Consider the following 22,775-nt stretch of genomic DNA (forward strand, 5'->3'; position numbering starts at 1 on the left):
GTCACGGCACTGTCGTGCCGGTGTCGTATCAGATCCGTGACGGCTCTTCCCACAGGTTGATGCCGGACTCCTTGGCGTGCTCGTCGATCCGGGCCAATTCGTGGTCGTCGAAACTCAGGGTGTCCAGTGCCCCCACGTTGTCGTCGAGCTGCTCGACGGACGAGGCGCCGATGAGCACCGTCGTGACGCGTGTGTCTCGAAGTGCCCAGGCCAGCGCCATCTGCGCCAGTGACTGCCCGCGTGCCGACGCGATGTCGTTCAGCGCGTTCAGATGTCCGCGCATGTCCTCGGTCAACCAGTCGGGGTCGAGCGACTTACCCTGCGCCGCTCGGGATTCGTCGGGGATGCCTCCGAGGTACTTGCTGGTCAACATGCCCTGGGCAAGAGGCGAGAACGCGATGATGCCGACACCCAACTCGTCGACCGCGGGCAGTAGATCCGACTCGATCCAGCGGTTCAGCATGGAGTAGCTGGGCTGATGGATGAGCAACGGAACCCCGGCGTCGGACAGCAGGGCGGCCATCTGGCGAGTGCGCGCGGCCGAGTAGGAGCTGATGCCGACGTATCGGGCCTTGCCTTGCTGCACGGCGCTGATCAGCGCGCCGGCGGTCTCCTCGACCGGAGTCTCCTTGTCGGGACGGTGACTGTAGAAGATGTCGACGCTGTCGAGGCCCATCCGTTCGAGTGAACGGTCGAGCGAACTCAGCAGGTACTTCCGCGACCCGCCGAAGCCGTACGGGCCGGGCCACATGTCCCAGCCGGCCTTGGTGGAGATCACCAGTTCGTCGCGGTACGGCCCGAAGTCCTCTCGCAGGATGCGGCCGAAGTTGATCTCCGCGCTGCCGTACGGCGGGCCGTAGTTGTTGGCCAGGTCGAAGTGGGTGATGCCCAGGTCGAACGCGCGGCGCAGGACGGCGCGCTGAGTGGCCAAGGGCACGTCGTCTCCGAAGTTGTGCCAGAGCCCGAGTGAGATGGCGGGAAGCTTCAGCCCGCTCGCACCGGTGAGGCGGTACGGCATGGTGTCGTAACGATGAGCGGAGGCGACATAGGGATCCGGCATCGTCCCATCCTGCCGGATGCGTGACGGTCACCAACGCGAAACCGTGCAGCCGGGCGTGCACGTTCGCTAGCGTTTGCGTGTGAGCACTTTCGGCAACTTCCAGAACGAGATCTACCTGACCGGGCTCGGCGGACTCTCGCCCGATCTCCCCATGACGGCCGACGGTCTCGAGGACCGTGCCCGCGAGACGTTGTCCGCGGCATCCTTCGCCTACATCGCCGGAAGTGCGTCCACCGAACGCACCGCTCGGGCCAATGTCGACGCGTTCGCCGCGCACAGGATCGTTCCCCGGATGTGGCGCGGAGCCAGCGCTCCCGACGCCCGGGACCTCTCGGTCACGGTGCTCGGTACCCCCCTGGCGGCGCCGATCCTCACCGCACCGGTAGGTGTGCTCGGCATGGTGCATCCAGCGGCGGAACCTGCAGTCGGTTCTGCCGCAGCCGAACTCGGTATCGGGTCCGTCCTGTCGACGGCGTCGTCGACACCGATGGAGGACGTCGCGGCCGAGTCCGGCGACAACTGGTGGTACCAGCTGTACTGGCCGTCCGACGAGGGCGTGGCCGAATCGCTGGTCCGCCGGGCGACGGCATCCGGAGCGAAGGTCATCGTCGTCACCGCGGACACCCCCGGAATCGGATGGCGTCCTAGGGATCTGACGCTGGGCCACCTCCCGTTCCTGCGCGCCGAGGGCATCGCCAACTACCTGTCCGATCCCGTGTTCCGCTCTCGACTGGCGGCCCCACCCGAGGAGAGCGCGGAAGCTCTGCAGATCGCCGTCCTCACGTGGGTCGGCATGTTCGGCAATCACACTCTGCGCTTCGCGGACATCGCGCGAGTCAAGGAATGGACGCATCTCCCCGTCGTCGTCAAGGGCGTGTTGCACCCTGATGACGCCCGCGCTGCCGTCGACTCCGGTGCCGACGGCGTACTCGTCTCCAATCACGGTGGACGACAGGTGGACAACTCGATCGCCGCACTGGACGCGCTCGAACCTGTCGCTACCGCCGTGGGGGACAGGGCGACGGTGTTGCTGGACTCGGGCATCAGATCGGGCGCCGATGTTCTGGTCGCTCTGGCGCTCGGTGCCGACGCCGTTCTCTACGGCAGGCCCTGGGTCTACGGCCTCGGTCTGGCCGGCCGCGACGGCGTCGTGCACGCGCTGCGGTGCCTCCTCGGCGACCTGGACATCACGATGGGTCTCGCCGGGTTGGCGTCCGTCGCCGACGTCGACCGGTCCATCCTGCATCGCGCCTGACGCCGGGCCCGTGATCGTGGCGGCCGACGTCGACCGCAGCGGGCGGACCACTAGTATGTGATGCGGAAGCGTGGCAGAGCGGCCTAATGCACTCGCCTTGAAAGCGAGAGACGTGTAAAAGCGTCCGTGGGTTCAAATCCCTCCGCTTCCGCCAACGAACGAGCCCCCCACCTGCAGGTGGGGGGCTCGAGTCGTACGTGTTGCCGGTACTGCTACTTCTGCTTCGCGGCGAGTCCGCGCGCCACGATCGCTGCCTGGAGATACCGCAGTCCCGACGGGACGCTCGGATCGATGCCGGTGAGCTGCCCGATGCGCTTGAGGCGGTAGTCGACGGTGTTGGCGTGGACGAACAGATGACGCGCAGTGCGCTGCCTGTTCAGTTCGTGGCCGATGTAGGAGGTGAGCGTGTCCAGCAGTTCCGGTGCGTCGTCCAACGGTCCGAGGGCGCGCAGCAGCTGCTCCCTGCCACGACCGGGCCGTGTCAGCTGGTACTCCAGCACAAGGTCCTCGGTCCGGTACATACCGGACGGTCGACCCAACTGCCGTGTGAGGGAGAGCAGTTCGTAGACGTGCTCCGCCGCGCCGGGGATGTCCTCGCGCTCCGCCGTCGTCACGGTGGCGGTGATGGGGATTTCGCCGGCGCGGGAGAGTCGCTCGATCAGGGTGTCGATCCACTCCCGCTCGCGGGGCGCGGGCAGAAGTACCGTGCCGCCCTCGGTGCTGAGCAGAGCCAGCGGGGACTTGCCGCATGTGGTGGCCAGCTCCGCCTGGATGCGTCGGAGCTTGCGGCGCGCGGAGACCGTGCGGTCGACGACGGGATTCGACTCGTCGGGATGCTGGGGGAAGTGCAAGGCGACGACCAGGTACTCGTCGGCGAGGTCGATCCCGCACTGCTGCGCGGTGGACGTGGCGTTCTGGCCACCGCTGAGCAGTGTGGTGACCAAAGTGTGTGTCGCCGTGTGGTGTTCGGAGGCGACCGACCGGTATTCCTCGACGTAGGCGATGGAGACCTCGGTCGTGACGGCTTCCAGGAGGGTCACCAGCACGAGGGAGTTCTCGGTCAGGTTCTCCGAGTTGTGGGTCTTGGCGTCGCGGCTGACAAGAGTGAGTCCGAATCGGAAACCGTCGTGGTACGCGCGGAGGATCGACCGGAGCGGCACTCCCTCGCGAGCCCAGCGCGCTGCAGCGTCGTGGACGTTCGCCAGGTCCTTGTCGGACGGAGTCTTGCCCGACTCGAGCATGCGCACCGCCAGTCCGAGGCACTTGACCGTCACCTCGGTGACGTCGCCGTGGAGCAGTTCGCCCGGCAATGTCCCGCAGGGGGTGTTGGCCGCGAAGTGATCGACCAGGTGACGAGCCACTCCCCGGAGATCGTTCAGCGCGAGCGTGTTGCCCTTGGTACCGGCGATCAGGCCGGCCTCCACGTGGCCCGGAAGCGGACTCGGAGCTGTCTTCGGTGTGGTCATCGATCCCCCCATGACTGTGTAGTTCATGTCAGTCGTGCATGTTCTCGGGGTACCGTAACAATCATTAACGGGATTCGAGATTGTTTCGAGATACCGAACCGAGAGTGCCGGTATGAGTCGGCACATTGTTCGGTGAGGTTGCCCACCTCGTGCGCACCGACCGTGACCTGCGCTGACATCGGCGCATGACGGATGTTGAGACAAACGCACCCGCCGATTCGTCCGCAATTGTCTTGCTTCCACACAATTGAGTACCGACTGATTCATGAAATATCACAACACTGGTTTCGATCAATGAAGTGTGTTTCGGCGCTGCAAACAGTCTCGCGGTATGATTCAGGGGTTCTTGCGGACCGAACGCAGCAGCTCGACATGCTTTGTGACCGCTGACAAGACCGCAAGCAGTCGATTGGACGTGGAGTCGGCTCTGCCTACCAGCCAGTAGGTTGGTACGGGCTGCGTTCCATGGACGGTCGGTCCGACGCACCGATATTCAGCACGTGTGGCCCTCGGCCACGTTCTTTCCCGAAAGGTTCGGTCGATGCGACGTCCCGCTCTGCTCGCCGCCGGTTGTCTCACGGCGATGGCTGTCCTGGGTGCCGCACCCACCGCGACCGCCGAGCCGAGCGTTCCGGGGTCGTCCTTCCCGAGCCAGCCGGCAGCGTCGTCCGCACCGCGCATCGTCTCGGTCACGATGGAGACCGATCGTCGCGCCGTCCTGTCCGTGTTCTCCCCGGCGATGAGCCGCGAGATCCAGGTTCAGGTGCTGCTGCCCGCGGACCGGTCCGCACCCCGCCCGACGCTGTACATGCTCGACGGCGTCAGTGCCGGCGAGGAGTCGAACTACACCGAGAGCACGTGGACGCAGAAGACCGACGTCGTGTCGTTCTTCGCCGACAAGGCCGTCAACGTGGTCCTGCCCGTCGGCGGCCGAGGCAGCTACTACGCGGACTGGCAGCAGTCCGATCCGATTCTGGGACTCAACAAGTGGGAGACGTTCCTGACGTCCGAGCTCCCTCCTCTCCTCGATGCACGTTTCGACGGCAACGGGATCAACTCGCTGATGGGCTTGTCCATGGGCGCCCAGGGTGCGATGAACCTGCTGACCAAGCATCCGGATCTGTACACCGGAATAGCCGGCTTCAGCGGGTGCTACGACAATCGCTCCAACGAGACGAAGAACGCCGTGCGCGCGACCGTCGGTTCTACCGGCGGTGACGCCACCAACATGTGGGGCCCCAATTCCGACCCCGCGTGGGCGGACAACGACCCCAGCAACCATGTCGAAGCCCTGCGCGGCAAGCAGATCTACCTGTCGACGGGTAACGGCTTCCCCGGCCCCTACGAGGCGGCCGGTGGGTTCGGCGAGAGCGTCATCGAAGCTCTCACCGTCGGCGGACCGCTCGAAGCTGCTGCGAACATCTGCACCACCGGCTTCGCGGAGACACTGCGCACCGCGGGCGTCCCCGCCACCATCGTCTTCAAGCCGTACGGCACGCACTCGTGGAGATACTGGCAGGACGAGATGCACAACTCGTGGCCTGTCGTCTCCAGGGCACTGGGGCTCTAACTCCTCGCGCTGTTGGGGGTGTGTGCACCCCTTCTGGTGACCGCACACCCCTACCTGCCGGCCGTAGAGGGTGTGCGCTTGGTGCTGGGGGTGTGCACACAGGTTGCGGCAGCCATGGCTCCGCGCGGGCGCACTCAGCCGTGCGGCAGCGGGTGTGTGCACCTTTTCTGGTGACCGCACACCCTTGCCTGCCGGCCGTAAAGGGTGTGCGCTTGGCGCTGGGGGTGTGCACACGCGTTGCGGCGGCCGTGGCTTCGCGTCGGCGCACCCAAGCGTGCGGCACTGGGTGTGTGCACCCCTTCCGGTGACCACACACCCTACCCGCCGGCCGCAGAGGGTGTGCGCCCCCCGCTAAAGGTGTGCACCCCCCCAGCAGCAGCCGCGAACCCCAGCGCTACGACGTAACCGGAGCGAACTGCTCAGCGGCCGTCGAGGCGAACTCGAGGAACGCGTCGTTCTCGTGCGGGTCGCCGACGGTGATGCGCACGCCGTCGTCGCCGTAGGCACGTACGATGACGCCGGCCTCGGTCGAGGCAGCCGAGAAGTCGCCGGAGGCTGCGCCGAGCGGTATCCATACGAAGTTCGCGGACGAGTCGGGAACGTGGAACCCGAACCCGCGCAGCGTGTCTCGCAGTCGAGAACGCTCGGACGTCACCGTTGCCGTACGCGCCAGCAACTCGTCCGATGCTGCCAGGGAGGCTATGGCAGCACTCTGCGCGACACTGCTGACACTGAAAGCCGTGTGCACCTTCTTCATCGACGTGATGATCGACGGTGCTCCGACGGCATACCCCACCCGCAGTCCGGCGAGGCCGTAGGCCTTCGAGAACGTCCGCAGCACTACGACGTTGGGGCGGGTTCGACCGATCTCGACCCCGTCGATCGCGCGGTTGGTGTACTCGAAGTACGCCTCGTCGAGCACGATCAGAATGTGATCCGGAACGGCATCGAGGAAGCGGTCCAGTGCGGCTGCATCGACGACGGTGCCGGTCGGGTTGTTGGGATTGCAGACGAACATCAGCCGCGTGCGGTCGGTGACGGCGGCAGCCATCGCGTCGAGGTCGTGGACGTCATCGTCTGTCAACGGCACGCGGACGGCGGTTGCACCCGCGACGAGCGTGACGATGGGGTAGGCCTCGAAGGAGCGCCATCCGAACACGACTTCGTCGCCGGCGTTGCAGGTGATCTGGACGAGCTCCTGGCACAGGGCTACGGATCCGCATCCGGCAGCCACCGAGGCCGACGCGACACCGAGGAAGTCCGCGAGCGCCTCGACCAGCTGAGTCGACTGGTTGTCGGGATAGCGGTTCACACCGGCAGCGGCCTCCGCGATGGCGGCGACCACGCTCGGGAGGGGACCCGCGGTGGTCTCGTTGCTGGCCAGTTTGATCGCGCCGGGGAAGGAGCGCCCGGGGATGTAACCGGGGATGGCGTCGAGGTCGGGGCGGGTGCGTGCGGTCACAACCGTCGATTATGCGCCGGGGTCGGACACAGTGTGGTGTCGGCATCGGCAAGGCCCTCGCTTTAGCCATTGTCTGCCATTACCCTCTATGCATGTCGGGTCTCATCGAGGACACTGCGCCCATCCGCTCTCGCGACGAGGGGGCGGACACCACGACGCTCGATCGCGTGCCGCTCACCGCGTTCGAGCCGGACACAAGGGCCCGCGGCGGCATCGTCGTCCTGCACGAGGCCCGCACCTTCCCGCCGGCGCTCGTCGAATTCATGAAGGCCCTGGCCGCCGACGGTTGGCTCGTGGCGGCACCACACCTGTTCCATCGTGCGGCGGGGGACGACGACGTGTTCGGCACGCCGCTGTTCGAGGACTTCGATGCGACCGTCACGTGGCTGCTCGCGCGTGAGGTGCCCGCGGACTGCATCGGGGTCATCGGTTTCGACGATGCGGGCACCGCAGCTGCTCTCGTCGCCACCGACCGGACGGTGGGCGCCGCGGTGAGCGTCGCGGCCCCCGGAATCGTGGAGCCGTTGACCGCGGATGCGCGTGCCCTCATCGACGCCGCTCCCTCTCTCAAGGCGCCGTGGCTGGCTCTGTACGGCCGCGACGACGCCCGCACGCCCGTCGACCATGTCGAGAGGCTCCAGGACGCCGTAGCGAAGGCTTCGGTGGCGACACTCGTCGTCAGCTATGCGGGCGTCGAGCACCGGGCGGACGAGGAGTCGGCGCCGTACGACGGTTCAGGGAATTCGGTGGGTGACGACGCGATCGACGACGCTCAGCGACGGATCTTCGACTGGTTCGACAGTCATCTCCGATAAGACCGCCCCACCAGCTGTTTTGCGTCTACACCGGGGCGTGTGTAATCTTCCTTCTCGGCGGTTCGCAAGGACCGGTGCCCTCGAAAGAGGTCCAGGAGGCGTGCCAGAGCGGCCGAATGGGAGTCACTGCTAATGACTTGACCCTTCACCGGGTCCGGAGGTTCAAATCCTCTCGCCTCCGCCACTTTCGACTTCGGTCGGAAGACAACTGAACAGTTCTACAGCATGCGCCCGTAGCTCAACGGATAGAGCACCTGACTACGGATCAGGAGGTTAGGGGTTCGAATCCCTTCGGGCGCACCACAGAAAGCCGGTACCAGGATCACCTGGTGCCGGCTTTCTGCATGTGTGGCTCCACCTGTTCCATGTACTATGCGATAGAACATAGAGCGGGGATCCGCCCCGCGTCAGTGGGGAGTGCGTCGTGACCGATTTCCGGACCATCACCGTCGAGCAGCGCGAGCACGTCCTGCACATCGGCCTGAACAGGCCGTCGAAGCGGAACTCCTTCACCACCGACATGATCCGAGAATTGTCGACGGCCTACGGACTTCTGGAGAGGGACGACGACCTCCGTGCCGGAGTGCTCTTCGCCCACGGTGACCATTTCACCGCTGGTCTCGATCTCGTGGACGTCGCCCAGCATCTGACGGGGAACAGTCTGCCGGTAGCCGAGGGTGGGCGGGATCCGTGGCGTCTCGACGGGACGTGGACCACTCCGGTGGTGACGGCGGTGCACGGGTGGTGCATGACCCTGGGCATCGAACTGCTGCTGGCGTCGGATATCCGAGTGGCTGCAACGGGGACCCGCTTCTCACAGATGGAAGTTCAGCGTGGCATCTATCCGTTCGGCGGTGCGACGCTACGATTTCCTCGCGAGACCGGCTGGGGAAATGCCATGCGGTGGATGCTCACCGGCGACGAGTTCGACGCGGAGGAGGCCCGTCGCATCGGGCTCGTGCAGGAGGTCTGCGCGGATCCCGCGGCGGCGATCGATCGCGCGATCGAGCTCGCACACCGCATCGCGGAGACTGCCGCGCCACTCGGTGTGCGGGCGACGCTCGAGTCCGCTCACCGCAGCCTGATCGAAGGGGATGCCGCGGCGGCCGCGCACCTGCTTCCGGGCATCCGCACACTGTTCTCGACGTCCGACGCGGCCGAAGGGATGGCATCGTTCGTCGAGCGTCGGCGGGCGACCTTCACCGGCAGCTGACATGCACGCACACACTACGAACGGAGCCCCGATGACGATGTCGGACGAACGCAGACTCATGGCCCTCGCGGCAGTGGCCGGTATCGCGCAGAACGCGATCGCCCTGCCCTATGTCCGGAAGCACGGGACACGATCGGCCGCCGACTTCTTCGTCGGGAAGATCTGGTCCACCGTGCCCGGACGGTTTGCGATGGTCGACCTGATCCTGGTGGTCGTCGCTTTCCACGTCTGGGCACTGCCGGAGGCGCGGCGACTCGGCATCGTCCGATGGTGGCTGCTCACCGTGGTCCTGACCTTCGGGGTGGGCATCGGCTCCGCCATTCCTTTCTTCCTCGCCGTCCGCGCTCGGACGGTCCGGCTCGCGGGCTGACGTCTCAGCGCACTACGCGCGCTCCTGCAGTGCCGCGGTGACCGACGCGAACATGGTGGTCTTGATCGCGCCGAGAGTGCCGCGATCCTTGCCGGCGATCGGAACGATCCGAGCGATCGCGTCCGACACCACCTCGCCGTCCGGTGCGGTGGCGTCGACGAGTCGGGCGGACAGTGCGTCGGCGCCGCCGTAGCGACGGCCCGTCGTCATCGCCACCAGGGCATCCTGCGGAGACAACTTGGCCTGGATCAACGCGGCCATGCCGGGTGTGAAAGGGATATTGATATCCACCTCCGGGAAGCAGTAGAAGCCCCGGTCCTCGCGCATGACGCGGAAGTCGTGGGCCAGCGCGAACATCGCGCCGGCGCCGAAGGTGTGACCGTTGACGGCGGCGACGGTGGGCAGCGGGAACGTCAGGATCCGTGCGAACAGGTCCTGCACTCGTCCGACATACCAGTCGGCGCGCGTCCCGTTGGCCATCAGCCAGTCCAGGTCGAGCCCGTTGGAGTAGAACTTTCCCGTTCCTACGGTGACGAGCCCGCGGGCGTCGGCTTCCACGCGGTCGAGGTGGGTGCCGACGGTGTCGAGCCACTCCGGCGAGAAGCGGTTCTCGTCGTTGCCGAGAGTGAGAACGGCGATGTCGTCGCGAATGTCCAGGGTGGCGGTCATGGTGAAGCCTTTCCTCGTGAGCGACCGGTGTCGGCCGCAGGTGGTGGGAGAGTCAGGACGCCGCGAACGGCGGCAGCGAGCCGCGCGCGAACGGCTGTGTCCGGAGTTCGGTTGCCGCGCAACAGGAGTGCGGTGGGGAGCTCTACGACGCAATCCTTGATCACGGCGACCGCCTCGCGGTCGACCCGTCCCCACAGCGCATCGGACAACCGCAGGAAGAGGTCGAGGAGGGTGGCGTCGAGGGTGCGGAGATCGTCGGCCGTGTCCGCCGGGATGTCGTCGCTACCCAGGAGGTCGCGGCGGGAGACGGCCAGCAGGAAGCGGCCCGCCATCGGTGCGTCGAGCAGGAAGACAGCCGGAGCATCCGCTGCCGCGACCACTGCGTCGACCGCGGCGTCGTGTCCGGGAGTGCGGTCCAGAGCCGCGTCGACAGCCTCACGCTGCAGGGTGAGCATCCGGCGGGCGTCGCGCACCCACACCCGTCCGAGCAGCCCCGCCCGCGAGCCGAAGGCGTGATAGAAGGCGCCGTTGGAGATCGCGGTCCGCTCGGAGACCGCGCGAACGGTGACGGAGGCAGCGCCGGACTCGACGGCCAGTATTTCGGCCGCGTCCATCACCGCGTCGAGGTCGTGCTGGCGAGGGCGGGGCATGTCGTCACCCTAACAGAGCACTTGCTCTATTAGGGGTTCAGCTACACCCCTCGCTGCGGGGCACTCATGTCTCCGGTGGTCGGAGCGCCGTCCGCGAGTGCGTACTGCAGCAGGACGGTGCCGCCGGGACTCGCCTGCGGAGGCGCCGTCAGTGTCAGATTCGACGGCACGGTGCCCGCGTCGAACACCTTCTTGCCGACACCCAGCAGGATCGGATGAACCCAGAGGTCGAGACGGTCGAACAACCGCTCCCGCACCAGCGTCTGCACCAGGTCCAGGCTGCCCACGACCTTGATGTCGTGATGCCGCTGTCGGATCTCGCGCACGGCGGTCGGCAGATCAGGGCCCAGTACCGAGGATCCGGCCCAGTCGAGCGTGCGCCGGTCGCGCGAGGCGACGTACTTGGGAATTTTGTTGAAGAGTTTCGCTATACCGTCGTCCGGCCCGCCCTGTTGGTGAGGCCAGTACGCAGCGAAGATGTCGTAGGTCCGTCTCCCGAGCAGCAGCGCATCGGTGCCTCGGTAGGCCGCGTCGACCTGTGCTCCGGTGACGTCGTCGATCAGGGGCGCCTGCCAGCCGCCGAACGGGAACCCTTCGGGGTCCTCGTCGGGCCCGCCCGGCGCCTGTCCGACGAGATCGAGCGTCGCGAACATCTCGATCGTGATCGTGCCCATGGTGTTCTCCTCGCGTCACGTGTGTGACGGTATGGACCACCGCACGGTCAGGAAGTCATCGCTGGACGCTGTCGAGGTTCACACGCTCCTCGCCGCCAGGCCACCGTCGACGGGAAGGCAGACCCCGTTGATGTAGGCCGCGTCGTCCGAGGCGAGGAAGACGGCCGCGTTGGCCACGTCCTGTGGCGTGCCCATCCGTCCGGTCGGGCTCGCGGCATGGCGGGCGGCGAGTGCGGTCTCGCGAGACGCGTCGTCCACCAGGGTGTGCGAGACCAGGGGTGTGTCGATCAGCCCCGGCAGGATCGCGTTGACCCGGACACCGAACGCGGCGTACTCCAGCGCCAATGCCACGGTCAGCTGATTCACCCCGGCCTTTCCGGCGGCGTAGGCGGGATAGGAGTACCCGGTGTATCGGACGCTCGCCAGCGAGGAGACGTTCACAATCGCCCCGTGCCCCTCCGAGAGCATCCACGGAATCGTGTACTTGCAGGTGAGGAACACCCCGGTGAGATTGAGCGACAGCGCGGCGTTCCACCGGTCGAGGCTCAGGTCGGTGACCTGTCCGGTGGTCACCGACCCGACGTTGTTGTGCAGGATCGTGGGCGGTCCGACGGAGTGTGCGGCGGCGTCGACGGCGTCGCGTACGCCGTCCTCGTCCGTGATGTCCGCGGCGATTGCCATCGCTCGTCCGCCGGCTTTCACGATCTCCTTTGTCGTCAGCTCGGCCTGGGCGGGATCCCGGTCGATTGCTACCACCGTCGCCCCGGCCCTGGCATAGGCGAGTGCGGCGGCGCGGCCGTTGCTCATGGCCGTACCACTGGACCCAGCGCCGAACACGAGCACGACACGGCCCGACAGTGACGGTGGCATGGCGGCTCCGGATTCCGAGAACGAACGTGACGTCTCGATGGTCGTCGAGTGGTAGGCCCTCGAACCAGGGCGCCGCGTCGAGCGTCGGCGTGAAACTTCCACCATCTGTAGGAAGAACTGCGAGGCTGACATCCATGACGGGCACCCCGAGCGTCGATGCTCGCCTCCTGGAGCTGATCGACGCTCTCGCCGAACATCTCGGCCGGTCGGTCGTGGTCGACGACCCGGCGATCCGGTTGATCTGTGCGAGCAGACATTTCGGCGACGAGGACGCTGTGCGCGTCCGCGCGGTGCTGCAACGCGACGCCGGTGCCGACGTCGGCCGCTACGTTCTGTCGCGCGGCGCAGGGCGGTGGCACGGGGCGCACGTCCTCGAGGCGAGCCCGGACCTGGGCCTGACCGCGCGGCTGTGTGTGCCGCTGCACGGGCCGGGGTGGTTACTCGGTTTCCTCATGGTCATCGATGCCGACGGTTCTCTCACTCCGGAGGAGATCCGGCACATCGAGAAGGTGAGCCGGGACGTCGCATCCGTGATGCATGCGGGCTCCATCGCATCCGGCGAGGCCTCCGTCGAGCGGACGGCAGCGTTGCGCGATCTCCTCGGCAACGACGAGGCCGCTCGGCGCGCCGCCGAGGCGTGGTTCGTGAGGAACGGGGGGCCGGCGGGGTCGGCGTGCGTGACCGCGGTGTCGTTCGTCGTCACCGCGCTGGGCACACCGGACGCCTCGGTCGCGACGGCGCTTCAGGTGGCCGTCGACATGGCGGCACGGACACGCGGCGCCACGGCGCAGCACCTGGTGGACGAAGACCGCGCGCTCCTTCTGCTCACGTCGGATGTGGTTCCGACTCGTGCGGGAATCCTCGAGCACGTCCGCCGGGTGGCGGAGGGCCTCGATCGGGTGCTGGGGGCCGGCTCCTATCGCTGCGCCGTCGGTATCGGCACCTCGACCGAGGGGCGCACCGGCGCGTGGCGTGCTTGCCACCGCGCGGACATCGCGTCACGAGCCCCGTCCGGCGACATCGTCTTCTGGGACGACCTCGGAGTCGACGCGGTGCTTCTCGAGCTCCCCGCCGAGGTGATGGTCCCGGAATCCGTCCCGTTACCGCTGCGCCGCCTCATGGAGAGGGACCCGTCGGGACGGCTGACGTCGACGCTGCGGTCGTTCCTCGACCACGGTGGCTCCGTCGCGAGGACGGCTGCCGAGCTCCACATGCATCGGACGTCGCTGTACTACCGGTTGGACCGCATACGGGAGATCACGTCACTCGATCTCGACTCGGGACGGGACCGGCTGCAGCTTCATCTGGGGCTGCACCTGCATGACCTGACCTCGCAGTTCCGACAGAACGAGGATCGAGGCACCGCGCATCCCGACGGACCGAGGTGGTGACACAGGTCACCACGGCGCGACACTCGCTCAGTCGGTGTCTCCGCCGGCACCGACCCGAGGAGCCGCAACCATGATGGTCACCACCAGCGACGGGTGTCCGCTCGACGTCAGAGACAGCGGTCCCGGATCGACCGGTGACACCCTGGTGCTGATGCACGGATGGTCGCAGTCACGGGCGATGTTCGACCGCGTTATCCCCTTGCTCGCTCCCACTCATCGGGTGGTGTCCTTCGACCTCCGCGGCCACGGGGGGTCGGGCAAGCCGGCTACGGGCGCGCGTGTCGCGCGGCTGGCAGCCGATCTGCACGAGGTACTCGACGCTCTCGACGTGGATCGAGCATGCCTGGTCGGGCATTCGTTGGGCGCCTCGGTCGCCTGGAGCTACCTGGACACCCATGGATCGTCCCGCGTCGACTCTCTCGTCGTCGTGGATCAGCCGAGCGCCTGCGCCGTCCTGCCGTGGATGACGGCCGAGGACGGCAGGGATGCGGGTGCGATCCTGGACGTCGCCGGTGCCGATGCTTTCGTGGCGTCGCTGACCTCTCCCGAGAGCGACGCGATCCGCCACGCGTTCCTGGTGTCGATGCTCTCTCCGGATATCGGCGCCGATGACGTGGAGTGGCTCTACCGCGAGAACCTTCGGATGCCGGCCGCGTGGGGTGCGCGGCTCCTGTTCGATCACATCATGCAGGACTGGCGAGACGTGTTGCCCGGCATCGACGTCCCCACTCTCGTGATCGGCGGCGAGGTCAGTCACGTGTCGACGGCGTCGCAGGCCTGGACTGCCGACCGCATTCCCGGTGCCGAACTTCGCGTCTTCACCAGAGCCGAAGGGGGCAGCCACTTCCCGTTCTTCGAGAATGCCGCATCCTTCGCCCCCGTGCTTCTCGACTTCCTCGCTGCACACCGTGTTCCGTCGGGTGCTCAGCGCACCGCCGCAGCCGTCTGACCGAGCACCTCGACCAGTCCCTCCAGATCCGGCTCGTCGTCGGTCGGGTGTGCGACGACGGACGTGATTCCCATCTGCCCCAACCTGGTCACCTCGCGGGCCACGTCCGCCGCGCTGCCCGTAACCGCGAGTTCGTGCGCATCGGACTTGCCCCAGCGCGCGACCTCGTCGCGAATGCGGTCATCGGCACCGGCGCCCACAGCCACAAGTCGAGGAGCGATGATCCGGTGGTCCTCCGAGCGTCGTGCCGCGATCACCTCGGCGCACGACGCGACCAGCTCGTCGTCCGACATCGCGGCCGCGAACAAGGTGCCGTCAGAGTGAGATGCCGCGTAGCGCAGCGTCTTCGGGCCGGTGCCGCCGAGAAAGAACGGTTCGTCCGGCGCCGGCCACTGCAGCCGCACGGCATCGAGCGTGATGTACCGGCCGTCGACGGTGACCTCGTCGCCGCGGAGTAGAGCGCGCAAGGCTGTCGAGTACTCGTCGAGCAGGGTCATGGGAGACGCGACGCGGGCGCCGGTCTGCCCCATCCAGCGCTGCACCCCGTGTCCGACACCGGCGAGGAACCGACCGGGGAACAGTCGGTGCAGCGACGAGACCTCCATGGCGCACAGCGCCACATTACGCAGTGGCGCGGGCATGAGTCCGAGACCGACCTGTATGTGGTCGGTACTGGCGAGAACTGCTGCCGCGGTGGTCAGTCCGCCGTGGCTGAAGCAGTCCTCCCACAGCCAGAATTCGTCCAATCCGGCCGCGTCGGCAGCGCGGGCGACGTCGATCAGCCGAGTCGGGTCGTGTGCAGGGGTGAAGGCGATGCCGAGCCGCGGAGTGGTCACGAGACACGCTCCGGACGGTGGAAGCGTGACCAGTTGTCGTGCAGCACAGCGCGACACCACTCGTCACCGAGCCCTAGTCCGACGACACTCTCGAGAGCGTGGGCATAGGGATACGGAATATTGGGGAAGTCGCTGCCGAACACGATCTTGTGCTGAAGATCCTTCAGGCGAGGCAGCGCGTCCCGTGGGTACGGAGCGACGTCCTCCATGAAGTCCGTGAACACCATCGTGGTGTCCAAACCGACGTTGTCGTAGGTCTCGGCGAGGGTGAGGAACGCGTCGTACTCGGGCATGCCCATGTGCGCGATCAGGAGTGTCAGTGTCGGGAATCGTTGCAGCAGAGCGCCGATAGGCGTCGGACCGGTGTAGGGGCCTGCTTCCGGGCCCGACCCGCAATGGATCACGACGGGCACCCGTGCATCGTCGAGCAGGGCCCAGACCTCGTCGAGGTGCGGGTCGAGCACATCGAAGGCTCCCACCTGGACATGGCATTTGACGACGCCGACACCGTTTTCGATAGCCGCGCGGATGTACGCGCCGGCGCCGGGTTCGGCGTAGAAGGTCGCCGTGCGGACGCAGTCGGGCGTACGGTCCGCGAACTCGCTCGCCCATGTGTTGAGCCACTGCGCCATGCCCGGCTTGTGGGGGTAGAGCAAGGAGGTGAAGGTGCCGACGCGGTACTCGCGCAGGAGGTCGGTACGCGCGTCCTCGTCCACGCGGTACTCGATCGGCCAGGCCCTGCCCAACCGCTCGTCGACGGTGTCGAAGTAGTTCCAGACCTTCGCCAGAACCTGGTGGGGCATGAAGTGGGTGTGGACGTCGACGATCGACGCGAGCTCGAGGTCGTCGAGCACACGGTGGACGTTGCGGATGTCGTCGTCACGGTTCTGCACGCACTCGATCCTCGCACCCCGTGCCGGTGCGCCGGCGGAGATGTCGAATCCTTGACTTACAGACAAACCATGTCTGTAATAGCTGCATGACGGGATCACTGCAGGGACGAGTCGTTGCCATCACTGGTGGCGCGCGCGGAATCGGGCTCGCCACGGCGCGAGCCCTCGTCGACGCCGGCGCGAAGGTGGCCATCGGCGATGTGGACGCGCGGGCCCTGGTCAGCGCAGCAGAGTCCGCGAAAGTCCACGCACACACGACGCTCGACGTGACCGATCCAGCGTCGTTCGACGCCTTCCTCGATCTGGTCGAGCGTGAACTCGGACCCGTCGACGTGGTCGTCAACAATGCGGGCATCATGCCCGTCGGAGCGCTGACGGACGAAACCGATGTGGTCGCCCGGCGGATCATGGACGTCAACGTGCACGGTGTCATCACCGGGACGAAAGCCGCGCTGCGCCGGATGGTGCCGATCAGACGCGGACACGTCATCAACATCGCCTCGATGGCGGGGGAGACGGTGGCACCCGGCCTGGCGACCTACTGCGCGAGCAAGTCGGCAGTCATCGCGTTCACCGAAGCGGCTCGGTTGGAGTACCGGTCGTCGGGTGTCGAGTTCTCCCTCGTGCTTCCGTGGTTCGTGAACACCGAACTCGCGTCCGGGACACGCAGTGTGCCGTTCATGAAGAAGGCCGAGCCCGAGGACATCGCGCAGGCGGTGGTCCGGTTGATCCAGCGCCCGCGGCCGAAGGTTCGCATTCCTGCCATGGCCGGCGCCATCGTCGTCAGTCAGCGGTTCATGCCGCGTCGACTCGGCGAATTCGTCAGTCGCAGTTTCGGTTCGGAGCAGATCTTCCTGGCCGACGTCGATACCGAACGTCGTCGCGCGTACGAGGACAGGGCGCGTGGGCAGGTCGCGGTTCCGGATCCTCGCGCCTAGCGCTGCACGCTCGTCAGCACAGCCGCGACCAGGTCGTCGACGTACGCATCGTCATCGGTCGGAATCGATGCGTCGTGGGCGAACAGGACACGGCTGAGGACTGCGCCCGTGAGCATTTCGAGAAGCAGTGTGGTGCGAGTGCTCTCGGGCAGTTCGCCGCGGGCAACCGCTCGACGCACGATCTCCCGTGCTGCCGTGAACCGGCTGGTGCTGATGGTGGCGGTCAGCGCTTCGAGCAGATCGGGATAGACGCGCGCGTCCAGGGCGACACGGACCGCGATGAGACCCGAGGAGTCCCGGTAGCCCGTGAGTAGCTGCCGGGCCAGCTCGGCCAGGTCCGTCGTCAGTGAGCCGGTGTCGATGGGATCGACCAGCGGCAGTACCGCTTCCAGGGCGCCGGTGAGCAGATCTTCCTTCGTGGGCCAGCGTCGGTAGATGGCGGCGCGTCCGACCCCGCCGGTCTTGGCGACGGCATCGATGGTGAACCCGGCCCACCCCGTCCGCCAGTACACGTCGACGACGGCGCCGTAGACCCGCGATTCCATGGACGGATCGCGGGGCCGCCCACGTCGGACCGATTCTCCGCTCGTCTCCATGACACCAGCTTATTACAGACAAATGGTGTCTGTAATAAGCTGTCTCCATGTCACACGCAACAGAGCGCATTCCGGTCGTCGTGGGCGTCGGCGACGTCGTATCCGGAAGCGCCGGCACGTCTGCCGACCCGGTCGAACCACTCGACCTGGTGCTCCGTGCAGTCGAGGCGGCGATCGCGGACACGGGCGTATCGACACTGACCGCGCATATCGATGCCATCCACGCCGTCCGGACGACGAGTTGGAACTACGAGGACCTGCCCGCGCTGGTCGCCGACCGTCTGGGTGTCGAGGCGTCGAGGCGGTCGACCAGTTCGATCGGTGGGCACCATCCTGCGCGCCTGATGGATCAGGTGGGCCACGACATTGCCGAGGGGCTGACCACTGCCGCGCTGGTGATCGGCAGTGAAACCCAGGCGTCGGTGCGCGCGTTGACCAAATCGGGTACGAACCCAGCGGACATCGGATGGCGCACCGCGCCGGGTGGCCCGCCGACCTTCAGTCCCGACGACCTCGGCAGCGCCGAGATGCAGCGCGCAGCGATTCTTGCGCCTGTTCAGATCTACCCCCTCTTCGACACTGCTCGAGCTCACCGACTCGGCGTTCGCCCGACCGAATCCCTGCGCGCGTCGGCAGAGTTGTACTCCCGCTTCTCGTCCATCGCTGCTCAGCACCCGGTTGCCTGGAGCCCGGTCGAGCGCACCCCGGACAGCATCTCCACCGTCGACTCGACGAATCGCGCGGTGTCAGACTGCTATCCACTCGCCATGAACGCCATGCCGTTCGTGGATCAGGCAGCCGCCGTCCTGGTCTGCTCGTTGGCAGCGGCGCGCGATGCGGGCGTGCCGGACGATCGCATCGTCTACCTGTGGGGCGGTGCCGGTGCGTCGGACACCCCGGACCTACTCGCGCGCAGCACGTTCGATCACTCACCCGCACTCCGTGAGGCGGTGCGCACCACGTTGTCGGCGGCGGGCGTGACCGGTGCGGACCTGACCGTCGTCGACGCCTACAGTTGCTTCCCCGTCGTGCCGATGCTGTTGATCGACGAACTGGGACTGTCGCCCGACTCGACACCGACGGTGCTCGGCGGGCATTCGTTCTTCGGCGGTCCTCTCAGCAACTATTCGCTGCACGCCGTCGCCGAGTCGACCAGGCTGCTGCGTACGGCACGCGGGAGTGGGTCTCCGGCACTCGCGATGGTCCATGCCAACGGGGGTTATCTCACGCACCAGCACACGATCCTGTTGTCGACGGCGGCACACGAGGACGGGTACATCGGGAATCCCGACGCGGTCTCCCTGTCGACGGATCCGGTGTCCGTCGTGCACGGCTACGACGGACCGGCGGTCGTCGAGACGGCCACCGTCATGTTCGGCCGCGACGGGGCGCCCGACCAGGCGCTGATCGTGGCCAGAACACCTGCGGGAGAACGCGTCGCGGGTCATGCCGGCGCCGATGTCGCAGCCGCTCTCCATGCCGCGACGACCGAGTCCGACACGTCCGTCGTCGGTCTCGCGATCGACGTGATCGACCACGACGGAACTCTGACCGTCACGATGAACCGAACCGACAAGGACGTACCGCTATGACCGATCAGGATGCCGTCCTCACCGAAGTACGCGATCACGTTCTGCTGGTGACGATCAACCGCCCGAAAGCCGCGAACAGCGTGAACGCCGAGGTGCATACCCTTCTCGGGGAAGCGTGGGAACGAGCGGACGGGGACGACACCATCCGTGCAGTCGTCCTCACGGCGACAGGGGATTCGACGTTCTGCGGAGGGGCTGACCTCAAGGCCCTCGGAACGCGTGGGCCCGACGGAGTCACGCCTGCCGAGACGGCGTACTGGGGCTTCGCCGGCATCACGAGGCACCCCATCTCGACGCCCGTCATCGTCGCAGTCACGGGAAATGCGCTCGGCGGCGGCACCGAGATCGCTCTGTCCGGAGACCTGGTGATCGCCTCCACCACAGCGCGATTCGGGCTCCCCGAGGTACATCGGGGGTTGATAGCCGGCGCGGGCGGGCTGTTCCGGCTCGTCGACGCCATTCCGCGGGCGATCGCGATGGAGCTGATCCTCACCGGTGAGCCCATGACCGCGCAGGATGCGGCCCGATGGGGATTGGTGAATCACGTCGTGGAGCCGGAACGCGTCCTCGACACCGCCCTGGAGCTGGCCGAGAAGATCAGTGCAGGAGCGCCCCTCGCCGTCAAGGCCAGCAAGGTGATCGCACGCGGCATCGAGGACGGCCGCATCGCGTCCGAATCAGCAGCGTGGGCGGAGACGGACCGGGCACTGGCGCGGCTCTCCACCTCGTCCGACACGGTCGAGGGGATCATGGCGTTCATGGAGAAACGCGCGCCCCGGTGGACGGGACTCTGACCCGCGCGGTCGCGCTGGGATCCTTCGGTCTATACGCCCTGTACGACGCGATACTCGCCGCGTGAACGGTCAGGCCTTCCACTCGTCGGTGCGCTCGGGGGTGGCCTGTGCCAGTGCCTCGACAGCCGCATCGGTGCCGAAGTCCTTGCCGTACACCGGTGTTCCGGGCTGCTGACGCCAGGAGTCGGCAAGCGAGCCGGTGTCGACGACGTCGAAGCCGATCTCGTCGATGACCTCGGACACAAGCTTCTTGGCGTCGGCGTCGTCCCCGGCGATGGGGAGTGCGATGCGTCCGTCGGTACCGGCCGGAACACCCTTGTTCAGAAGGTGCTTCCACCAGATGCCGTTGAACGCCTTGACTACCGGCTCGCCGAGCACCTCCGACACCCACACGCTTTCCGGCGTTCCGGATTCGATCGCGTCGATCTTTCCGTCACGTTGCTGCGGGTAGTAGTTGTTGGTCTCGATGACCGGCGCTCCGGGCTTGCGCGCGGACAGGATGCCCGACGCCAGGTCGGGAGTGTTCTTCTGCGGGATGCTGACGATGACCAGGTCGGCGTCGGTCGCGGCGTCCTTGGCCCAGACGGCGGTAGCTCCCGTCTCGGATGCCAGATCGGCGAGGGTCTCGGGATCGCGCGAGTTGGACACGGCGACCTCGTGGCCGACAGCGCGCAGTCGCCGCGTCAGGGTGCCGCCGATGTCTCCTGCTCCGATGATGCCGATCTTCACGTCATTCTCCTTCGGTCGTACGACGAGCGTCTCGCTCGGCCAACCCCGTCGGATCCCGGATCATTCCCCCGGTGGGTCAGGGTGCGCCGAAACCCGCCTCGCTCAGCACTTTCTGTCCGTCGGCGCCGGCCACGAAGTCCACGAAATCGCTCGCGAGGTCCGGTGTGCGAGAGTCGGTCAACGTGGAGATCGGGTAGGTGTTCACCGCGCCGGACGATTCCGGGAAGGCCACCGTGTCGACGGCATCTCCGGCGCCGGAGGCGTCCGTGACGTAGACGAGTCCGGCGTCGGCCTGCCCGGACGTGACCTTGCCCAGCACGTCCGTCACCGACGACTCCTCGCTGACGGGCGCGAGCGTCACCCCGGTGGCGCCCTCCAGCTTCTCGGTGGCGGCTCCGCACGGCACCTGCGGTGCGCACACGACGGTGTCGGTACCGGGTCTCGCCAGATCGGCGAACGATGTGATGCCCGCCGGATTGCCGGGAGGAGTGACGATGGTGAGGGTGTTCGTCGCGAAGGTCACCGGGTTTCCGTCGATCAGATCCGCGTCGACTGCCCTCTGCATGGTGGCGGCGTCGGCCGAGGCGAACACGTCGCCGCGCGCACCTTGCGTGAGTTGGGACAGCAGGTCCGACGAGCCCGCGAAGGTGAACGTGACGGTGGTGCCCGGATGCGACTGCTCGAACTGCGTCCCCAGCTCGGTGAACGTCGTCTTCAGCGACGCGGCGGCGAACACCGTGACGGTGTCTCCGGCGTCGGGAGACGAGCATGCCGACATCGCCACGACCAACGCCGCCGTCCCGCAGACGAGCACGGATGTTCTGGGCATGATGCGCTCCTTCTGACCGCAGGTGCGGTTCGGAAGCGACGATATAGCAGCGGCTGCGGATACGGCGGTCAGGCGTCGTCGAATGCAGTGACGATCAGGTGCTGCGTTCGGCGGCCCAGAGGAATCTCGGCGTCCGGACGGTGACGGGGAGCGGCGTCGGCGCCGAACAACGCGACGATGCTCTCGGTGGGAACGGACGATCCCGTGTCGTCGAGGAAACGCAGTGCGACGACGGCCGTCGCGTGAACCCGACCGTCGACGTCGAAGATCTGCTCCAGGTAGGCGTTCTTCGCATCCACGCCGAGGAATCGCGTCGACACCGAGAATTTGGTCCACAGCGTCAGGGACCGCACGTAGGTGATCGTCTGCGACGCGACGACGGGATGCCACCCCTTGCCCCGCAGCGTCCGCCACAACCCGCCGCGGACGAACATGTCCACTCGGCCGGCGTCGAGTATCGACAGGTAGCGACCGTTGTTCATGTGCATCAACACGTCCAGGTCGGACGGCGCGACTCGGAACCAGGTGCGGGTGGGTTCGACGCGCACGGGACCGTGTCCGGTGCGCCACGGCGCCATCTGTCGAAGAAGGCGGAGCGACATCAGCATGGCGTCACTATGACGGTTCCGTAGCCTCGCGCAGTCGTCAGGGTTCGGTCGGCATCGACGTGAGGTGCGCGAGGAGCGGTGCGGCGCGGGTGAGCAGGGCTGCGTCCTCCGGAGACATGGCGGCGAGTCGGCGTCCGATCGCGTCGATCCACACGTCGTCGATCATCTCGCCGTGCCGCCGTGCCGTAGCGGTGGAATGCAGCCGACTCGACCGTCTGTCACCGGGATCGGTGTCCCGCGCGAGCAGTCCCTTGTCGATCAGACGTCGCACCGTCGTGCTGACGTTGCTGCTGTGCAAGCCCAGCATGCGGGCGACGTCCGAGACGGTGGTCCCCTCATGGCCCACCACCACCCGCAGAACTTCGAGTTCGGAATGAGGGAGAGCGGGCAGGCCGGATTGACGCTCACCGAATCGTCGGAGCGACCAGACGAGGGCGCGAACCTCGCGAGCGATGTCGATCACATCGGACTCGCTCACTGGACTTCCGGGCTCCATGGCTGCCATTCTACTCATGTGAGTATGTATAAAGTTATATCTAATACGGA

At 66.8% G+C, this 22,775-nt stretch carries 24 protein-coding genes and 3 tRNA genes; 13 read left to right on the forward strand and 14 right to left on the reverse strand.

Annotation, left to right across the window (positions count from 1 at the left end):
* Positions 1 to 28: 28 nt before the first annotated feature.
* Positions 29 to 1,060, reverse strand: coding sequence for an L-glyceraldehyde 3-phosphate reductase (mgrA, locus tag AC0IX4_RS00225; protein WP_471827644.1), 1,032 nt, complete (start codon positions 1,058 to 1,060; stop codon positions 29 to 31).
* A 79-nt stretch (positions 1,061 to 1,139) separates the two neighbouring features.
* On the opposite strand from mgrA, the gene AC0IX4_RS00230 reads away from it, so the two are divergent.
* Together AC0IX4_RS00230 and AC0IX4_RS00235 are read left to right on the forward strand one after the other, a co-directional pair.
* Positions 1,140 to 2,315, forward strand: a complete 1,176-nt coding sequence (locus tag AC0IX4_RS00230; RefSeq protein WP_471827645.1) for an alpha-hydroxy-acid oxidizing protein — start codon at positions 1,140 to 1,142, stop codon at positions 2,313 to 2,315.
* A 64-nt stretch (positions 2,316 to 2,379) separates the two neighbouring features.
* Positions 2,380 to 2,469, forward strand: a tRNA-Ser gene (locus tag AC0IX4_RS00235).
* Between the two features lie 58 nt (positions 2,470 to 2,527).
* On the opposite strand, the gene AC0IX4_RS00240 is transcribed toward AC0IX4_RS00235, so the two are convergent.
* Positions 2,528 to 3,781: a PucR family transcriptional regulator gene (locus AC0IX4_RS00240; RefSeq protein ID WP_471827646.1), complete on the reverse strand. Its 1,254-nt coding sequence runs from the start codon at positions 3,779 to 3,781 to the stop codon at positions 2,528 to 2,530.
* A gap of 541 nt (positions 3,782 to 4,322) precedes the next feature.
* On the opposite strand from AC0IX4_RS00240, the gene AC0IX4_RS00245 reads away from it, so the two are divergent.
* Positions 4,323 to 5,351 carry an alpha/beta hydrolase gene (locus AC0IX4_RS00245; RefSeq protein WP_471827647.1) on the forward strand — a complete coding sequence of 343 codons (1,029 nt, stop codon included), beginning with the start codon at positions 4,323 to 4,325 and terminating at the stop codon, positions 5,349 to 5,351.
* A gap of 394 nt (positions 5,352 to 5,745) precedes the next feature.
* On the opposite strand, the gene hisC is transcribed toward AC0IX4_RS00245, so the two are convergent.
* Positions 5,746 to 6,813: a histidinol-phosphate transaminase gene (hisC, locus tag AC0IX4_RS00250; RefSeq protein ID WP_471827648.1), complete on the reverse strand. Its 1,068-nt coding sequence runs from the start codon at positions 6,811 to 6,813 to the stop codon at positions 5,746 to 5,748.
* 92 nt (positions 6,814 to 6,905) lie between these two features.
* Here hisC and AC0IX4_RS00255 point away from each other — a divergent pair, with 92 nt between their 5' ends.
* From AC0IX4_RS00255 to AC0IX4_RS00275, 5 genes are all read left to right on the forward strand, one after another.
* Positions 6,906 to 7,628 (forward strand): dienelactone hydrolase family protein, encoded by a 723-nt coding sequence (locus AC0IX4_RS00255; RefSeq protein WP_471827649.1) that lies wholly within the window; start codon positions 6,906 to 6,908, stop codon positions 7,626 to 7,628.
* A 94-nt stretch (positions 7,629 to 7,722) separates the two neighbouring features.
* A tRNA-Ser gene (locus AC0IX4_RS00260) sits at positions 7,723 to 7,812 on the forward strand.
* 43 nt (positions 7,813 to 7,855) lie between these two features.
* Positions 7,856 to 7,931 (forward strand) — tRNA-Arg (locus tag AC0IX4_RS00265).
* Between the two features lie 121 nt (positions 7,932 to 8,052).
* Complete coding sequence (locus AC0IX4_RS00270) at positions 8,053 to 8,841, forward strand: crotonase/enoyl-CoA hydratase family protein (RefSeq protein ID WP_471827650.1); 789 nt, start codon at positions 8,053 to 8,055, stop codon at positions 8,839 to 8,841.
* A gap of 31 nt (positions 8,842 to 8,872) precedes the next feature.
* Positions 8,873 to 9,211, forward strand: a complete 339-nt coding sequence (locus AC0IX4_RS00275; RefSeq protein ID WP_042575116.1) for a DUF2834 domain-containing protein — start codon at positions 8,873 to 8,875, stop codon at positions 9,209 to 9,211.
* 12 nt (positions 9,212 to 9,223) lie between these two features.
* Here AC0IX4_RS00275 and AC0IX4_RS00280 read toward each other — a convergent pair whose 3' ends face one another.
* From AC0IX4_RS00280 to AC0IX4_RS00295, 4 genes are all read right to left on the reverse strand, one after another.
* Entirely contained in the window at positions 9,224 to 9,880 is a 657-nt protein-coding gene (locus tag AC0IX4_RS00280; RefSeq protein WP_471827651.1) for an enoyl-CoA hydratase/isomerase family protein, read from the reverse strand.
* Positions 9,877 to 10,530 (reverse strand): TetR/AcrR family transcriptional regulator, encoded by a 654-nt coding sequence (locus AC0IX4_RS00285; protein ID WP_471827652.1) that lies wholly within the window; start codon positions 10,528 to 10,530, stop codon positions 9,877 to 9,879. The genes AC0IX4_RS00280 and AC0IX4_RS00285 overlap by 4 nt, the downstream gene beginning before the upstream one ends.
* Positions 10,531 to 10,571: 41 nt before the next feature.
* Positions 10,572 to 11,204, reverse strand: a complete 633-nt coding sequence (locus tag AC0IX4_RS00290; protein WP_471827653.1) for a dihydrofolate reductase family protein — start codon at positions 11,202 to 11,204, stop codon at positions 10,572 to 10,574.
* Between the two features lie 78 nt (positions 11,205 to 11,282).
* Positions 11,283 to 12,074, reverse strand: a complete 792-nt coding sequence (locus tag AC0IX4_RS00295; RefSeq protein WP_471827654.1) for an SDR family NAD(P)-dependent oxidoreductase — start codon at positions 12,072 to 12,074, stop codon at positions 11,283 to 11,285.
* 134 nt (positions 12,075 to 12,208) lie between these two features.
* Here AC0IX4_RS00295 and AC0IX4_RS00300 point away from each other — a divergent pair, with 134 nt between their 5' ends.
* Together AC0IX4_RS00300 and AC0IX4_RS00305 are read left to right on the forward strand one after the other, a co-directional pair.
* Positions 12,209 to 13,465 carry a PucR family transcriptional regulator gene (locus AC0IX4_RS00300; protein ID WP_471827655.1) on the forward strand — a complete coding sequence of 419 codons (1,257 nt, stop codon included), beginning with the start codon at positions 12,209 to 12,211 and terminating at the stop codon, positions 13,463 to 13,465.
* 70 nt (positions 13,466 to 13,535) lie between these two features.
* Entirely contained in the window at positions 13,536 to 14,414 is an 879-nt protein-coding gene (locus AC0IX4_RS00305; protein WP_471827656.1) for an alpha/beta fold hydrolase, read from the forward strand.
* On the opposite strand, the gene AC0IX4_RS00310 is transcribed toward AC0IX4_RS00305, so the two are convergent.
* Both AC0IX4_RS00310 and AC0IX4_RS00315 read right to left on the reverse strand, forming a co-directional pair.
* On the reverse strand, positions 14,390 to 15,250 hold the full coding sequence (locus tag AC0IX4_RS00310; protein WP_471827657.1) for an LLM class flavin-dependent oxidoreductase: 861 nt from the start codon (positions 15,248 to 15,250) through the stop codon (positions 14,390 to 14,392). The two genes, AC0IX4_RS00305 and AC0IX4_RS00310, sit on opposite strands and share 25 nt — an antisense overlap.
* Positions 15,247 to 16,143, reverse strand: coding sequence for an amidohydrolase family protein (locus AC0IX4_RS00315; RefSeq protein ID WP_471827658.1), 897 nt, complete (start codon positions 16,141 to 16,143; stop codon positions 15,247 to 15,249). Before AC0IX4_RS00315 ends, AC0IX4_RS00310 begins: the two co-directional genes overlap by 4 nt.
* Before the next feature lie 86 nt (positions 16,144 to 16,229).
* Between AC0IX4_RS00315 and AC0IX4_RS00320 the strand changes: the two genes are divergently transcribed.
* Positions 16,230 to 17,081: an SDR family oxidoreductase gene (locus AC0IX4_RS00320; protein ID WP_471827659.1), complete on the forward strand. Its 852-nt coding sequence runs from the start codon at positions 16,230 to 16,232 to the stop codon at positions 17,079 to 17,081.
* Here the strand turns inward: AC0IX4_RS00320 and AC0IX4_RS00325 are convergent.
* Positions 17,078 to 17,677 (reverse strand): TetR/AcrR family transcriptional regulator, encoded by a 600-nt coding sequence (locus AC0IX4_RS00325; protein WP_042575063.1) that lies wholly within the window; start codon positions 17,675 to 17,677, stop codon positions 17,078 to 17,080. The genes AC0IX4_RS00320 and AC0IX4_RS00325 overlap by 4 nt on opposite strands.
* 47 nt (positions 17,678 to 17,724) lie before the next feature.
* Here AC0IX4_RS00325 and AC0IX4_RS00330 point away from each other — a divergent pair, with 47 nt between their 5' ends.
* Together AC0IX4_RS00330 and AC0IX4_RS00335 are read left to right on the forward strand one after the other, a co-directional pair.
* Complete coding sequence (locus AC0IX4_RS00330) at positions 17,725 to 19,269, forward strand: acetyl-CoA acetyltransferase (protein WP_471827660.1); 1,545 nt, start codon at positions 17,725 to 17,727, stop codon at positions 19,267 to 19,269.
* Positions 19,266 to 20,063 carry an enoyl-CoA hydratase-related protein gene (locus AC0IX4_RS00335; protein WP_471827661.1) on the forward strand — a complete coding sequence of 266 codons (798 nt, stop codon included), beginning with the start codon at positions 19,266 to 19,268 and terminating at the stop codon, positions 20,061 to 20,063. Before AC0IX4_RS00330 ends, AC0IX4_RS00335 begins: the two co-directional genes overlap by 4 nt.
* 69 nt (positions 20,064 to 20,132) lie before the next feature.
* Here AC0IX4_RS00335 and AC0IX4_RS00340 read toward each other — a convergent pair whose 3' ends face one another.
* The 4 genes from AC0IX4_RS00340 to AC0IX4_RS00355 form a co-directional block, all read right to left on the reverse strand.
* On the reverse strand, positions 20,133 to 20,792 hold the full coding sequence (locus AC0IX4_RS00340) for an NADPH-dependent F420 reductase (protein WP_042575060.1): 660 nt from the start codon (positions 20,790 to 20,792) through the stop codon (positions 20,133 to 20,135).
* 76 nt (positions 20,793 to 20,868) lie between these two features.
* Positions 20,869 to 21,570, reverse strand: a complete 702-nt coding sequence (modA, locus tag AC0IX4_RS00345; RefSeq protein ID WP_471828316.1) for a molybdate ABC transporter substrate-binding protein — start codon at positions 21,568 to 21,570, stop codon at positions 20,869 to 20,871.
* 119 nt (positions 21,571 to 21,689) lie between these two features.
* Positions 21,690 to 22,229, reverse strand: a complete 540-nt coding sequence (locus tag AC0IX4_RS00350; RefSeq protein WP_471827662.1) for a thioesterase family protein — start codon at positions 22,227 to 22,229, stop codon at positions 21,690 to 21,692.
* Positions 22,230 to 22,266: 37 nt separating this feature from the next.
* Complete coding sequence (locus AC0IX4_RS00355; RefSeq protein WP_471827663.1) at positions 22,267 to 22,707, reverse strand: MarR family winged helix-turn-helix transcriptional regulator; 441 nt, start codon at positions 22,705 to 22,707, stop codon at positions 22,267 to 22,269.
* Positions 22,708 to 22,775 lie beyond the last annotated feature (68 nt).

This window comes from Rhodococcus sp. AC861 (assembly GCF_979256035.1).